10 protein-coding genes are annotated in these 16,626 nt (G+C 43.7%); 4 read left to right on the forward strand and 6 right to left on the reverse strand.

The genetic code is table 11. From position 1 onward, the window contains the following. Positions 1-288 precede the first annotated feature (288 nt). Entirely contained in the window at positions 289-519 is a 231-nt protein-coding gene (locus tag BLS28_RS17085) for a hypothetical protein (RefSeq protein WP_091169957.1), read from the reverse strand. Between the two features lie 55 nt (positions 520-574). Beyond that, positions 575-928, reverse strand: coding sequence for an alpha/beta fold hydrolase (locus BLS28_RS17090; protein ID WP_091169960.1), 354 nt, complete (start codon positions 926-928; stop codon positions 575-577). 551 nt (positions 929-1,479) lie between these two features. Between BLS28_RS17090 and BLS28_RS17095 the strand changes: the two genes are divergently transcribed. The 4 genes from BLS28_RS17095 (at position 1,480) to BLS28_RS17110 (ending at position 8,284) form a co-directional block, all read left to right on the forward strand. Further along, complete coding sequence (locus BLS28_RS17095; protein ID WP_091169963.1) at positions 1,480-2,055, forward strand: RNA polymerase sigma-70 factor; 576 nt, start codon at positions 1,480-1,482, stop codon at positions 2,053-2,055. Between the two features lie 90 nt (positions 2,056-2,145). Continuing rightward, a complete protein-coding gene (locus BLS28_RS17100; protein WP_091169965.1) occupies positions 2,146-3,228 on the forward strand; it encodes a FecR family protein in 1,083 nt (360 codons plus the stop codon). Positions 3,229-3,432: 204 nt separating this feature from the next. Next, entirely contained in the window at positions 3,433-6,717 is a 3,285-nt protein-coding gene (locus tag BLS28_RS17105; RefSeq protein WP_176844496.1) for a SusC/RagA family TonB-linked outer membrane protein, read from the forward strand. 16 nt (positions 6,718-6,733) lie between these two features. Continuing rightward, positions 6,734-8,284: a RagB/SusD family nutrient uptake outer membrane protein gene (locus BLS28_RS17110; RefSeq protein WP_091169972.1), complete on the forward strand. Its 1,551-nt coding sequence runs from the start codon at positions 6,734-6,736 to the stop codon at positions 8,282-8,284. Positions 8,285-9,014: 730 nt separating this feature from the next. Here BLS28_RS17110 and BLS28_RS17115 read toward each other — a convergent pair. From BLS28_RS17115 to BLS28_RS17130, 4 genes are read right to left on the reverse strand one after another with little or no spacing between them, the layout of a single operon-like run. Beyond that, on the reverse strand, positions 9,015-10,217 hold the full coding sequence (locus tag BLS28_RS17115; RefSeq protein WP_091169975.1) for a DUF4998 domain-containing protein: 1,203 nt from the start codon (positions 10,215-10,217) through the stop codon (positions 9,015-9,017). Between the two features lie 23 nt (positions 10,218-10,240). Next, positions 10,241-11,419: a DUF5000 domain-containing lipoprotein gene (locus tag BLS28_RS17120; protein ID WP_176844497.1), complete on the reverse strand. Its 1,179-nt coding sequence runs from the start codon at positions 11,417-11,419 to the stop codon at positions 10,241-10,243. 48 nt (positions 11,420-11,467) lie between these two features. After that, entirely contained in the window at positions 11,468-13,414 is a 1,947-nt protein-coding gene (locus BLS28_RS17125; protein WP_256337466.1) for a RagB/SusD family nutrient uptake outer membrane protein, read from the reverse strand. Between the two features lie 15 nt (positions 13,415-13,429). Then, positions 13,430-16,609 (reverse strand): SusC/RagA family TonB-linked outer membrane protein, encoded by a 3,180-nt coding sequence (locus BLS28_RS17130; protein ID WP_091169980.1) that lies wholly within the window; start codon positions 16,607-16,609, stop codon positions 13,430-13,432. Positions 16,610-16,626 lie beyond the last annotated feature (17 nt).

Here is a 16,626-nt window from a genome sequence, read left to right on the forward strand (position 1 = left end):
GGTAACAACGACCGGATATAAGCCGTAATCTCGGTATAGTATTCCACCAGTGCAAAATGCCCGCCATTCAATAAATGCACTTCCGCGCTTTTCAGGTCCTTTAGATAAGCTAAAGCCCTGGGAAAGTTTAATATCGGGTCGTTTTGCCCCCTACAATTAGCACAGGCGGCCGATGCTGGCGAAGGTATCGCTGCCAGTCGGGATATTTTGTTAAATTGGTATGGTAGTTTTGAAACAGCGCATTTTGGATGGGCTCGTTTTCTTCCCCTTTGATAAATTGATAGTCCATTAAATAAGCATCGGGATTGATATGAGCGGGGTTAGCTGCACCCTCGGTGTATTTTGTACCTTGATGCCTTCAGATGAAATGATGGATTTAAGGATATTTTCAACCTCAGCCTTATCGCCAACATCTTCCATTGTCATTATCTTTTTAAAGCCGCTGCCTAATCCCTCACTGTAAGCATTTACATTCTGAACAATTAGCGCGCTTATCCACTCCGGATGTTTTACCGCCAAACGGAAACCTATAGCCGCCCCGTAATCCTGCGTGTATAAACTAAAGTGTTTTAGGTTAATTTGGCTTATAAAAATCCTCCATCACAGCGGCCAGGTTATCAAATGAGTAATCAAACCCATACACCGGCGGCCGCCTGCTTAAGCCAAAGCCCGGATAATCAGGTACGATTAAATGGTAGTCGGCTGCGAGGTCATTTATAATATCCCGGTACATAAAGGACGAATATGAGAAGCCGTGCAGGGCTTTGTCCGGAATTGTTATGCCCAGATCGATAACCCGGATGTGGAGTACCAGCGGTACCGGCTTTATTTTCTTTCCTCCTATGAACGGATAGACGACCTGGAAATATTCGGGAAGCACTAAAATCCGCACTACAACCATCAGGAAGCCGTAAATGTGTTCAATCAATCTCCCGCTGTCAGTACAAAAGCAGCGTAAAATCGCTTCAAAAGCCCTTAAATCAAATGATTTAGGGCTTTTTCTTTTAAATTCCCTCCAAAAGATTTATTCGGGTCAGGCAGAATTATTTACACTTGAGAGGATGTTTTAACACTCCCTAATTAATGAAAGTGCCAGTAACAACTTACTTCAAGCCTTTATTAATTGTAAATATAACAATTAATAAACTATATATTAAATTTCTATCAGCTGGATGCCCACTTTCAATATTGAATCGCAAAGACTATGTATACTTCTATTTCGAAGGTATTTTGCCGCTTGGTCGAATCTTCGTTAAATATAATTCGTGCGAAATCCCTTGATTAAAAGCCAGTTGTTTTACTTATTTGACATAGCCACTTCAATGCCTCGTTAAATCTTCCTGAAATTTTTGAGTATAACAATCCTGTTCTGCTGTCTTATTTAATAATCACAGGTCAGACTCTGCCAAAACCAAAACTATAACCCATTATAATAATATGCATCAGTTGGGAATTACCTCTGGATGTTAGGATATCAGTATGAACGAAACCACTATTCAGGACTTGTTACAAAAAATAGCTTTTGAAGATGATCAGCAGGCTTTCAAGGTGCTGTATTTTCAATACTATAAAAGGCTGTATAATCTGGCCTCTTTCTACGTGCGATCTGCCGAGGCTACAGAAGAAGTAGTGAATGATACCTTTATTTCGATCTGGTCACGGAGAAAACTTTTGGCAGACATTACTGACTTCACTTCTTATATCTACAAAGCGGTAAAAAACAAATCGCTGAATTTCCTGAAACAAAGAAACTTCCCGATACATTTTAACATCGACGACGTTAAGGCAGAAATTGAAGATGTTACCCTGAATATTGAGGACCAAATGATCGTGGCAGACTTTCAGCTTTTAATAGAGCATGCAGTTAATAGCCTGCCCCCGCAGTGTAAGCTGGTATTTAAGATGATCAAAGAAGATGGTCTTCCGCACAAGGAAGTTGCCGAGCTTCTTAATTTATCCGTAAGAACCATCGAATACCATATGAGCATTGCCCTGAAAAAACTGTCAGAAAGCCTGAATTACAAAAAAAATGCTCCCCTGGTTTCCTCCAAATAAGGAAGCTCTCATTTTATTTCATTAAAAAATATTTTTCTTCCTTCCCCGTGCCGGGCAATTTTTGATTGTCTATAAGATTAGAAAACACTTATGGTCAACAATACCTGGATACTTATTTACAAAAAGCTGAATAATACGGCAACTCCGGAGGAACTGGAAGAGATAGACCAGATCCTGAAGGAAGATGGCGGGTCACAATACCCTATAGCCATGCTGGAGCATCTTTGGCGATTATATCCGATATCAAAAGGATGTGATAATGAGCCAAAAGAAGAACGATGGGCGCAGTTACAATCTCAGTTAAATAATAGGCCTGATGCTTATGTTGAAGATGAATACCGAGCCGAAACGATCCAATCGATGCATCGCGGAAGGCTCAACTACATATTGATAGCAGCAGCGGCTGTCATTTTATTTTGTAGTAGCATAGCATTGATCTATTTCAGGTCAACCGACAAAAAAAACGGGATCTGTGAGATTAAGGTACCAATGGGGGGAATTACAAATATACAATTACCCGATGGCAGTACGGTTATCCTGAATGCAGGCAGCAAGCTTGCCTATAAAAACACATTTGATGCCAGGCACCGGGAGATAACCTTATCAGGCGAAGCCTTTTTCGATATCGTTAAAGACCCGGCACACCCGTTCATAATAACAACGCCAACAATAAAAATCAGGGTTCTGGGTACCCGGTTTAATGTCAGATCTTATCCGGGTGATAACACTTCCGAAGCAGCTTTAATACGCGGTGTTATTGAGCTTACTGTACTGAAAAACCCTGACCGACAAATTATTTTAAAGCCTTCGGAAAAACTGACGGTATTCAATCAACCGGTAGAAACATCGGCATCACGGTATAAGTCAACCGATACCACGTCAAAAGCGATAGTTGAGCTCAGTGAAATCCACCAGAGTAAAAGGGATTCTTTACCTGCAGAAGCCGGATGGACCAAAAATAAAGTAGCTTTTGACACCATGGAATTTGGGGAGGTAGCAAAAATGATGGAGCGGAAATACAGCACCACCATCCTTTTTAAAAAGGAAGAATTGAAAAAGTTGACTCTAACCGGAAAATTTGAAAATATAACGCTTGACAAGGCGCTGCAGCAGCTTAAGCTAACAAGCAATTTCAATTATCAAATTATAAATAACCAGGTTTTCATTTATTAAAATTTTAAACATGCGTATGATAAAATAACAGACCAGCGATAAAAAAGAACGGGAAATGCTTCCAACATTCCCCGTCAAATGGTACATAACTACCAGTCCGTCTTAATAAACCAATTAGTTAAATACCCTTGATACTAAATTATGAAAAAAAATCAAGGCCGCATATGTTATTTGCGGCACGAACGACTTTTGAACGTTCTTCTCATGACAAAATTTATACTTTTCCTGATCATTGTCTCGACCCTGCAATCCTATTCAAAGGGTTTCGGGCAGACCGCGATCAATCTTAACCTGAAGAATGTAAGCTTGAAGACTGCATTCCGGGAGATCGAAAAAAAATCTGACTATCACTTTCTTTATAACGATGAAACGATCAGGCACATTGATAAGCTTAAATCTATTGAGGTAAGTAACGCATCCATCCATGCGGTGATGGACCTGCTAACCAGTAACACTGCCATTAAGTACCAGCTCGGTGAAGACAATACCGTCATTATTTACTTGAACGGAGCACAATTTAATGCTTTTGTGGTGAAAGGTAAAGTGACGGATGATAACAGCCAGCCTTTACCCGGCGTTTCTGTCCGGTTGAAAGGAACATCCACAGGTACCCAAACAGATCTGAACGGCAATTATTCATTGAACGTTCCGGACGGTAGCGTTTATCTCGTGTTCACTTACACCGGCTTCGAGGCCCAGGAAGTTAATGTTGACAGCCGGGCAGTTATCGACATAAAGCTGAAAGCAAAAGATAATTCGCTTAGCGAAGTGGTAGTAGTTGGCTACGGTGTTCAACGCAAATCCGACCTTACCGGCGCTGTAACCAGCATAAAGAGCGCCGACCTAACTAAAATCGGGGGCAGCAACGCGGCCGAGGCGCTGCAGGGGAAAATACCTGGCGTTCAGATACTGAGCCAGGGTGGTCCCGGCGCCGCACCTACAGTACTGATACGCGGGCTTGGCACAAACGGCGACCCTACCCCGCTATATGTTGTTGACGGTATGATGGTGACCAATATTAGCTTCCTTGCGCCGAATGATATCGCGTCGATGGAAATTTTAAAAGATGCTTCCGCTACCGCGATATATGGATCGCGCGGAGCAAACGGAGTTATACTTGTAACAACAAAAAAAGGGAAACCAGGCAAACCAGTTATCAATTTTTTAACAAGTCAGGGATTCCAGTTTCTTACACGTAAGTTTCACGTTGCCAATAGCCAGGAATACGCCCAATTAGTAAACCTGTTTAAAACTAATGCAGGCGCAGCACCGGTTTACGATAATATCAGCCAGATAGGCGCCGGAACCGACTGGACCAAAGAAGTAACTCAAAACGGAATTGTCAGCGATTATCAGCTGTCTGTTGGCGGAGGAAGCGAAAATGTCAATTATAATATCAGTGCCAGTTACCATAATGAAGATGGCGTATTGAAATACACCAACTATAACCGCTTAACTCTGCGCGCCGATAACGAATATAAGATCAGCAAAAAATTAACCTTCGGGCATAACCTCTCATTGGCCAGTAGCCATTATAATGGTGATGGCGGCTCCAATACGGGCAGAGGGATTAATTCAATAACCCGCATATCACCCTTGATCCCCGTTTACAAAAGTGATGGCTCTTTTTCATCAGGCCAGGATGTGGACATTGTTAACCCCTTTGCGGAGCTTTATCTTCATAAAGATGCCCAAACCCATCCGCTGCAATTTGTTGGTAACGGATACCTGAACTATGAATTATTTAAAGGCCTTACATTCCGGAGCAGCTATGGTGTAGATTATACTTTGAATAATATCAACAGATACACACCTCCATACAACCTGGGGGCAAATCAAAGCAGTTTAACCAGTATTGAAAATGGATATACTGCGGTTTCAACCTGGCTATGGGAAAATACGCTGACTTATGACAAACAGCTTGGCGCATCTCACCATCTGAACCTCCTGGCCGGTTATACCGCGCAGAATACTGATTATAGAGGAGTGGACGTAACAGGAAGCGGCCCGTTAACTACAACCGATCCCAATTATCGCTATATCCAGGTTTACCCGATATCAAACATCAATTCACTTGGTGCATTGCCTTCCAGCGAATCTATTCTTTCTTATCTTTTCAGGGCCAATTACAGCTACAAGGACAGGTACTTGTTAACCGCTTCGTTCCGTGGCGATGGTTCCTCAAAATTCGCTGAAGGGCATCGCTGGGGATATTTTCCATCAGTAGCCCTCGGATGGCGGGCCTCCGAAGAAAAATTCCTGAAGAACGTTTCGTGGATAAACAACCTGAAAGTACGCGGGAGCTGGGGCCGGATAGGCAGCAACAAAATCGCCAATTACCAAACCTTTAACCTGCTTAATCAGGAAACAACCTACGACGGCGTATTTAACGGCGTTTTCTATCCGATGGCAACAATCGTAGCCGCTTCAAACCCTAATATTACATGGGAGGTTTCACAGCAAACTGATGCCGGCATCGAATTCGGCACATTAAAAAACAGGCTGCGGTTTGAAGGTGACTATTACCGCAGGGACACCAAAAACCTGTTGTTAATATTGCCTGTTCCGGGGGGCTCAACGGGTACCGCCCCTGCGTATTCAAACGCGGGAACTGTGCGTAACAGCGGTGTGGAACTGGCGGTAAGCTGGAATGACCGTATCGGGGGGCTTGGATATGGTGTAAAAGTGACCGGTACCGCCAATAAGAACAGAATCCTGGACTTTAAAGGCCTCACTTCGTATACATCAGATTTCCAGGTGCCATCTACCCACGTGTCAAAAGCAGGTGCCCCTATTGGTGACTTTTATGGTTATCAATCTCTCGGCATTGTGCAAAGCCAGGCACAGATTGACCAGCTAAACGCAACAGCAGCATCAAAATCAGGCAATCCAACAAAACAGTACTGGTCGGGATTAAAACCTGGCGACCTGCTGTTCAAAGACATAAACGGCGACGGTTTCGTGGATGCAAATGATAAAACAGATATCGGTTCGCCTTATGCAAAATTTGTCGGAGGTTTGACGCTTTCGGCAGATTACAAAGGTTTTGACCTAACCATTGATATGATGGGCAGTTTCGGAGGTAAGATCTACAATGACACCAGGAACCAGTTTGTAAGCTCCGGGTTATCCAACCTGAATGTTGAGTGGCTGGATTCCTGGACCCCTACTCATACCAATACCACCATTCCGCGTTACGCTGTTAACACGTCAACAACGCAATCATCCGATTTTAACATTTTTGACGGTACTTATATCAAAGCGCGGTTTATCGAGCTGGGATATACTTTCAACAAGCAGCTATTGAAAAGAGTTGGAATTTCGGGGCTTCGTGTTTATGTCAACACCACCAATCCTTTTTACATAACCAAATACAAAGGCTTCTCTCCTGAAGTATCAAATGCTTACGGGGTTTCAACTATAGGCGATGATTTCCGGACATATCCGGTTTCAGGCACTGCCAGATTGGGTATAAACTTAACTTTTTAAATAAGAAATAACAGTTATGAAAAATATTATAAAATTCATTGTTGTTTTAGAGCTTTTTGTGACATCTTCCTGCAAAAAGAGTTTTCTTGATAAAGAGCCGCTTGGGGTGCTTTCGAGCGCAACCTTTTCGGCCGATACAACAACACTTGGCTTGGCGGTAAACCGCCTTTATGGTTCCATTGCCTGGAGGGAATTCCGGATAGGGCAACACCAGTATTCAACAAAAGAAATGTGCGGCGATGACTTTATTGTGGGCGGGAATGCTGACTTTAAAGTATTCCAGGATTACAGCTACCTCACGGATAATTACATGATAGAGCGCTACTGGGGACGGGCCTTTGAAAATATCCATTACTGCAACGTAGTAATTGACCGTACATCGACTTTAAAAGCCCCCTATTCGGCACAATTATTTGAAGCCCAAGCCAAATATTTCAGGGCTTATTACAACTTTGACCTGACTAATGTGTTCGGCGATGCCCCGCTGAGAGATCATGACCCGGTGTCAACTGCTGAATATAATATCCCAAAAAGTTCGCACGCGGATATCATTAAGCTGGTGATATCAGACCTGAAGTATGCTATCGATCATTTACCAACGAGAAGCCAATGGGGAACGGCCAACCTTGGCCGTGTTACCAAAGGCACAGCACAGGGACTTCTATCGAAGGTTTATCTTTATGAGCAGGATTATGCTAACGCGAAATTATATGCCGAAGCAGTTATCAATGGCGGCGAATACAGTCTTTACAGTAATTACCGCAGCCTGTTTAGCCCGGATCAATTGTATTCTTCTGAAAATATGATGCCCGGTGGATTTATTTACAACACATCCCTGCCCGCCGGACGCCAGTACGGACCTTACCTTCAATACCAGGGGCTTCCTTCGCTGGGTTCAAATGGTGATATCTTCCCCTCACCTAACCTGGTTAGCAGTTATGAAAAAGGTGATCCGAGAATGAGCGCGACTATTTTTACGAAAACTGACATCATTCCCGGCTTTAACAACAACCAGCCGGTGGCATTCCCGGCATCAACCAATTATGCCAATAAAAAAGTGATCTGGCCATATTCATACTGGAACGGCGGTAACTTTAACTTTCAGAGTGTGAACCCAATGTATCTGAGGTATGCCGACATCATTTTGATAGCCGCTGAAGCCAATAATGAGTTGGGGAATATATCCGATGCGTTGAAATACCTGGAAATGATCCGTTTCAGAGCCCGTGGTAATAAAACATTCGCGGCATCAGTCGCAGCAGGCGAAAATGATGGAGCGGGTATCCTTCCACAAATCATAACCACAGACAAAACAACATTGCGTTTAGCCATCTGGCATGAACGCCGGATAGAGCTGGCCCTTGAATTCAATCGCTGGTACGACCTGGTAAGATATAACAAAGTGGCCGGCCCCAATGGCAGTTCAGGCACCGGTTATACAGAAAACCTGCTGAAGACTGTTTATGGGAGAACTAATTTTAATTATGCCAAATTCAGTCATTTCCCACTTCCTCAAACTTTTGTTACTTCATCAAATGGCGTACTCAAACAAAACAGTGCCTGGTAATTGCTCCTTACTTTTTCCGTTGTTCAATCTCGCATGAACTGCGGACCGTAAATTAATTAACAAAATAAGACAGCATATATCGGAACTAATAAAATAGTTCGACTAAAGGCAAGCTTAGCGTTTAGTATTGCCCCAATAAATTTAGTCAGTTTTTGAATTAAAATAATTAGGTGTTCAATAAATCCCCCATGTTGATTTATTGAACACCTTTTACAAAGAAAAATGGCTCAATTATTCGTGTTTTTCACTCAACTTTTTCTACTCATATTTCTCCAAAATCAGCTCTACCATCATCAGGAAGCCATAAATGTGTTCAATTAATTTCCCAGTCCCGGTACATATGGGATTATAGACAAATCCGAACAAAGTCTGTTCGATATCGAGCAGATTTTTTCATTTCTATTATTTAGTATATCTCAGATCCAGGCACTGATGAAACGCCAGTAATTATTTTTATCAAAGCGGTCTCTTACATGATTTCTGTAAATGAAGAAACCCCATTGTCATTAAAAATTTATTACTTCAATCAGGTACCCGTTAGCAACTATCCCGTTAGTATTCTTTCCTTTGTTCAGTTCTACACTTATCGAAAGAATTACGATCCAACGATAATGATTAGTCAAACAGTAAAACCAGGCATGAATTATAAACCTCAGCCTACTATGTCGATACCGATATCCATGTTGGCTTACACAGTTTTTTGGTATAAATAACCATTGCTATGTTTAGGCTATCTTTCATGCGTGTAAAAAGTAATTTCCTCCAAGGTCATAAAATCCCCACCATAATTAGATAGAAGCTTAAACCTGTAATACCTGAATTTTGGAGTTGAGGCTGGAACAGAAAAGTTTTCACCCGCCAAGGCAAAAGTGACATCCGTGTCAGAGTTCTGACCTACGGGGAGGCCAGATGGTTTTACCGAAGTATAGGATCCTATTTTAGTCCAGCTTGCCCAGCTTCCATCCATGTTGGGGTTATTACTGCCGTATAATTCGAAGGTTTTTACGCTTTGCAATTGATAAAGCCTATCGTTAGCTTGCCAAACTTTAAACCGGCTTAAGGAGGTAGAAGTACCGGCATCAAAAGTGAACCAGCATGGAATTGTAGATTCTGTTGCGAAGCCCGGCGGGTTATAACTTTCATCCCATAAATACTCTTCCAGCCAACCATAGCCGCCTTCAAGCACATCTGTAGGTAAGATCTTTACCGCGAATTTAGATTTATCAAACTGCCTTTCAAACTTGGGCAAGGTGACCGATGATGGATCTGGAGAAAATGTTTCGAACGCCGTGGTATCAGGCTTGAATAAGGATTTAAATGTAAGTACGCTGCTTTCTTTATAATCAGGCAGTTCGGTATTGGTTTGATTTGCCGGAACGATGAACTTTTTGGCAGAACCATTAACCGCCGTATAATTTATCTCTACGCCAAGCTCTCCATTTGCAGGTTCGCCCCAGCCCAGTTCTATTTTGTTTCCATCGGGTGATTGTTCTACGGTTTTCAGCTTCCGGTTAATCAAGGAGTTTAAATAACTCGGCCCATAAACTACACCCGAAACGTTTACCCCTACAGATTTTCGACCTTGCGCGTCGTAGGTATAAACATCAAAACTGTAGTTACCCTCGGTCAGTTTATCGATGATCACATTTACTGTGTCCTTGCCAGGAGCGTGGGTAATAGCAACCTCTGTTGAATCATGATGGTTATTATAGAACACCCTCATTTTGGTTACCAGTGGGTCATTACCAAGCGTTGCCGATAACTGCACCCTATTGTAACCAGAATGCACCAGTACAGTATCCAGCCTGCCGGGATATGTGATCTCACCACCCGCCATGTATTTTTTATAAGCGTCGCCGCTTTTAGTGCATGAGCTTAATATTGCGATAAAGGCAACGAGACACAGCACCGCAAAATATTTTATTACTTTCATAAACTTTTATTGATCAGTTTGTTTTATTTAGTATCTCCCCACATCATTATTTCATTAAAATTCACATACGATCCGTTCGACCAGTTTTTCAGCGTCCGGAACCTGATGTATCTCACCTTTGGGGCATCCAGTGGAAATGTGATGGTTTCGCCGGCACGTGCGGCATCAATATCGTCCTGCGATAGCTGGCCCTCAGGCAGTCCTGATGGTTTTATTTGAGTATGTGATGCTAAAAGGGTCCAGCCGTCATAGCTGCCATCGGGATTAATGGTGTTAGTGCCCCAAATCTCTACTACACGCGGATTGTGTAACGAGTAGAAAAACCCCTCCCTCATGAAATAACTTAAGCGGCTTAGTTTTGCCGTAACACCCATATCGTAAGTAAACTGTTGCGGCATTTTAGATGCATCGCCCGTGTGGTAGTAGCCACCGGCGTTGGTTACGTCGCCATCAAATAGTTCATCAATGCCGCCGCCGTATTGTGGGCCAAGTGGCGCGTCTGTTGGCAGGGCTATGCCTTTGATCTTCGTCCGGTCTAAAAGTTCTTCAAACAGGGGAGTAACAGTTACCAGTAGGGTATCAGACAAATTACCCCACCTGTCGCGGGTGTAAATACCAAACTTGGTTGGCTTGGCGGGCAAGTTGCGAGTTGAGAAATTACCTTTTTGCAGGTTGGTATAGTTGGTAAGGATAGGCGCGAACTCGCCTAACGAATCGTTAGCTAACACCACGATAGCCAAACTGGCTTTAGTGCTATTGGTAAACTTAACGTTAATACCACCGAAATCTGGCGTTACAGTTAACGAATCGCGGGTAAGTTTTAAAGGCGGGGTGAGCGGATGTACTGTTACCTCTACCGGAGCCGATACGTTTTCACCTTTGTCTACAGCGTATAATTTTACCTGATAATCCATGCTGTTACCAAAGCCATCCACAGTCAGATCGCTATTATAGCGGCTAACTTTTGTTTCCCTGGCCTCACCTTTTTTGATAGCGTATACCGCTTTAATATAAAGCAGGTCGCCATCGGTGGGTATGGTGTAGCTTATTTTGGCGGCACCGTTCAGGTTAGTCACCGTAACCTTGCTTACCGGGCCGGGCGGGGTATGGTCATTAACAATAGGCGCAAGCTCATCCTGCTTACAGGAGTTGGCCAATAATACAATCAGGACGATGTAGCACCTGAACAATATCTTTTTCATTATCTTATATTTTAAAATGATCTCCATTTTTAATGTCGTTTAAGCCAATCACCATCCGGGGTTTTGTACCAGGTTGGGGTTAACCTGCAAATCGGTTTCTTTTATCGGCCAGAAGTAATCCCTCGGGGCAACAAACTTCGGCGTGAACAGTAATACCCGACGGTTATAATCCTCGTAGGTGGATTGTATAATATCCCAGCCGTATATTGGCGCGCTTAATACCTGTGGCGCGGTTTTCCAGCGGCGGAGGTCCCAGAAGCGACTGCCTTCAAAAGCCATTTCTATCCCGCGCTCCTGGCGAATGATATCCCGTAAGCCGGCAACCGTAGTGTATTTGGTAGGATTGGTTGAATAAGTAGCCCATGAGCTTTCAACCGATTTCAAACCCGCCCTTGCCCTGATCTGGTTAAGATAAGGCAATGCGGCAGCGGGGTTACCTGTTTCATTTAATGCTTCCGCGTATAACAAATACAGATCGCCAAGGCGCATAACCGGCCATGGATATGATTCGATAGTGACATTTGTTTTTGAATAAACCAGGTTCCAGTTAACTACTTTTTTGGTGTAATACCCGGTTACCGAATACAGGCGACTTTGCTTTTTGCCGGTGTACTGTTCAGACTTACTTTGGATATTATAGTTGCCATTATGCATAAACCAGGTTGAACCATCAAAAGCCAGATCGGCATAAAAACGGGGCTCGCGTTCAAAGTGAAGACCTACAGTTTGATAGCCTTCCTGCATCCAGGTGTCCAAATTGGTAACGGTTCGCAGTTTGAACCTATCGGCATAGTTCCAGGTCTTGTCTTCCTCTATCGGCACACCATTTTTGGTATAGAATAGCTCTGCCATTTTTAGCGGCGGGGCCAATTTGCCTTTCAAACTGAGGTTAATGTTATCCGGATCAATTTGCGGGCAGGCATATTGTTGCAACCAGAAGGTTGAAGCTGCCGCCTCGGAGGTAAGGCCCCAGATCAGTTCGTTGTTCCACTTTTCACAAATGGCATTACGAATGTTCATTTCAATTTTAGTAGCATCATCAACCGCTACATCTGTACTTGAAAAATAGTACAACTTACGGCCCGCGGCCGCGGCAGCATCAATGGCTATTTTGCAGGCGTTGGCAGCACGTGTCCATTTTTTAGCGTCGTATTGCGGGTTAAACAGCAATTTGTCATCAACTCCCTTAAACCCGGCAAAATCGTTATTACCATTAAAAAGCGGACTGGCAGCTGTTACCAGCACCCTGGCCTTAATAGCTAAAGCTGCAACTTTGGTAATACGGCCCAATTCGGTAGTAGTACTGGTAATGGTGCTTGGCAAGCCGGTATTGGCATCACCCGCGGCGGCCTCGTCTATCAGTTTAGCAATGTAGTTCACCACCGAGTCGGCCGGCTGCCTGAACACTTTAAACACCCCGGGGTTGGCTGTTATCGGCGGATTTTTATCAAGGATAGGTATTGGCCCGTACATCCTGAACAGGTACCAATGCAGGTAAGCTTTGATAAACTTAGCTTCGGCAATCCATCTTAGTTTTATATAAGGCTGCAGATCCGCCACTCTGTCGATGTTCTCCAAAAATATATTACATGTTCTGATGCCTTGCCATAGGTTACGGTTATCAAACTGGTCCCAATAGTTCATGTATGGGTCTGCCCTGTTTTGTTCGCCTCGGGCAATGTTGTAAGGGTCAAGGAAAAAGTAATCCTCTGTCATGGGCCAATAGGTCCAGGCCTCGTCACCGCCGCTAAAGCCAGGATTTTTATCTGGGTTGCCCTCCTGCGGAAGATATGAATAGCAGGTGAACAGGTATTTTTCGGCCTCGGTACGGTTAGCGAATACGTTATCGAGCGTGGCTACATTATCGGGTACTACATCAAGATAGCTTTTCTTGCAGGAGGCTATCCCGGTAAGCAATACAACTAATAGTAAAAGCTTTACCATCCTCCCCGGGATATGCCCGAAATATTGGTTATATACAGATAAAATTTTCATGCGATTTGAATTGGTTTAAAATGTAATGTTCGCGCCGATGTTAAACACCTTTTGTACCGGGTAACCAAGGCCATTGCTGCCCTGCTCGGGATCCCACAGCTTAAAGCTGCTAAGCAGGAATAGGTTGGTACCATTGAGATAAAGGCGGATAGAAGAGATATGGTACCGCTTAAGTGTTTTCTCTCTGATGTTATAAGCCAGTTCAGCACTCTTCATCCGCAGGAATGATCCGTTACGCATCCACCAGTTTGATGATTGATTGTTATTACTATTTTGTGTTAAACTTAATCTTGGCCAAAAAGCGTAAAGGTTCCGATTATCTTCCGACCAGTGATCTTTTGCTATCACATCCAACAAACCATGCTGATCGGGCCCGTTGGCCACAAATGGCGAGATCTGGCTTGGATTGATAAAAAACGATGACCGTGCCGAACCTTGGAAAAACGAACTAAGTTCCCAATTACCATATCCGTAGGTAAAGCCAAAACCATAAATAATTTCGGGAGTGGTTGGGTATCCTAACCCGTTCACCATATCCAGGTTGGTAATCTGCCCGTCGCCGTTCAGGTCTCGGTATTTGATATCTCCCCCCCTTACTTCGCCAAAGTTTTGTTTAGGCGAATTTTTCACATCTTCATCATCCACAAACAAACGCTCTGCTATCAACCCGTAGGCCTGTGTAAGCGACTGGCCAACCCGTGAAAGATATAGCATGTTAGATGGGTACTGCGGCTCTTCGTTAACCAGCAATTTGCTGGTGGCATAGGTGAAAGTACCCCGCATTTGCAACCACGATTTCCCAAAGTTTTTATTGTAATCCATAGCAACATCCAAGCCTTTTGCCTCAGCAACACCAACGTTGGCACTAACCGGGGCGGTAAGGCCGAGCGTGGTTGGGATATATGCCCTATCCATCAAAATATTGCTCCGGCGTTCTTTGTAGGCGTCTACAATAAGGTTCATGGAATCAAATAAACCTAAGTCCATACCTAAGTTTAATTTTTTCGACCTCTCCCAGGTGATACCTTCGTTGGCATATCTTGAAATAGATACACCATTTTTTGTATATCCGCCGTTTTCGCCAAAAGTGGCCCCATAGGCCGGATCATTCAACGTTACGTTTGATAGGTAAAAGAACCTGTCGCCGGCGTTGCCTATCTGATCATTACCAACAAGGCCGTAGGTTGCGCGGAACTTGAGTTTATTAATAACATGCTCGAGCGGCTTAAAGAACTTCTCGTTGTTTACATTCCATGCCACGCCCACAGACGGGAAAAAACCATATCTGTTATTTTGAGCAAAACGTTCTGAGCCATTATAACCAAAGTTGGTTTCAAAAAGATAGCGACCATCAAACCCATAAGTAAATCTTCCGGATAAACCTTGGTTACGGAAAGGCAAAGATGATGTAAGGGTGCCGGCGTTACCGTTAAGGTAGTTGCGCCTGATGCCGATAAGCAAACCGCTTACATTGTGCAGCTTGTTAAAAGTGCGGTTATAGTTCAAGGCAAGCTCGCCATATGTGGTGGTGTTTACCAGTTTATCACCTTGTGTGTAGTTAAGGTACTCAGTAGCGGTGCCTTCATTCAGGAGAGAAATGGTATAACCTTTAGGATCGCTTACCGAGGGGCTTGCAGCATAATAAAATGGGATGTACTGCCTGCTTAAGTTGAAGTATGAATAGCGCTTGGTATAAACCATTCCCCTTGCCGAAAGACCTTCGGTAATAAACTTCAGGTCTTGCTTTAACTCCAGCTGAACGTTAAGCGTTGATGTGCTGTATTGCTGAAACCCCGATACCATGGATGCATAAGGGTTGGTATACACCTCGCCATTAGTGCCCCGAGCGGCATTGCCAAAAAGCGGGTGTTTTACATAAGGCAGATCTGATGCCGGGAAAATAGCCGGAAACAATACGGGATTGGCATTAAGCGTGCTGTTAAAAACCCTTGTACCACCACTAACGGTGTTGCCATTAGCATCTGTACCACCTATTGGCCCAGAATAATCATCAAAATCGCCGGAGGTACGCAGGATGCCTTCGGTAGTGGGGGTAAGCTTAACGTTGATGTTGGACCGGATCTCGTAACTTTTTAGTTTAACATTATTGCTAAAGTTATTGAGGCTTTGGTTTTTTAAAACACCGTTATCCTGGTTAGCGGTAGCAGCTATATAGTATTGCGCCTTAGTGCCGCCGCCGGTGAGGTTTAAGTTAAACCTTTGGTTATTGGTGTATTTTTTTATCAGCGAACCAATCCAATCATTATTAGGATATAAAAGCGGATTATCACCTGCAACCGTATGATCTATCTTGTTTTGCGAATATGGTAAAGGTGCTAATGGATTCCTGGTAAGGGCGGCTTCGTTGGCCAGGTTCATGTAAGTGATATTATCGGCGAGCCTGAAGTTTTCGGTATTGGTTGATGTTGAATTTTCAAGGCGCACATTAAACCGTGTATCGCCGCTTTTACCCGTTTTAGTGGTGATCAAAATTACGCCATTAGCACCGCGTGCACCATATAATGATGATGCAGCCGCGTCTTTCAAAACCGAAAATGCCGAGATATCGTCCGGCTGGAGACGGGCAAGCTCGTTCGCTGCCGATTCCATACCATCTATTAATATCAACGGATCGATTTTACCGGAACCAAAAGAGGTGATTCCCCTGATAAAGAACGAGGCATTATCATAGCCCGGCTCCCCGCTACGCTGGTAGGATATTAAACCTGAAATGCGCCCGGCAAGCATGGTGGTAAGGTTACTGGTAGGGCCTTTGATCTCTTTAGGGCTAATAGTAGTGATGGAGCTTACCATGCTCTCCTTTTTTTGCGTGCCGTAGGCTACTACCGCTACTTCGTTTAGGTCGTTTTTATCATCAAGTAATACGACGTTGATGGTGTGGCGGTCGCCAGGCACAATTTGCTGTTTAACGAACCCAAGGAAGGAGAACACCAGTGTATCCCTGCCCTTTGGTAAACTGATCACATAGTCGCCTGCGTTATCACTTACAACCCCTCGCGGGCTGTGCTTAATGGTTACACTAACTCCCGGCATGGTTACACCTTTGGTATCCGTTATTTTTCCCTTAACCGTAAACGAAGTTTGGCCGTGTACCACCAATCCGATCGGGAACATTAAAAGAACACAAGAACCCAGGAATTTTAAATTTTGATAGGTAAAGATTCTTTGAACCATAGAATGATTTGGTTTAG

The sequence above is a fragment of the Mucilaginibacter gossypii genome, from assembly GCF_900100945.1.
GTDB classification, from domain to species: Bacteria; Bacteroidota; Bacteroidia; order Sphingobacteriales; family Sphingobacteriaceae; genus Mucilaginibacter; species Mucilaginibacter gossypii.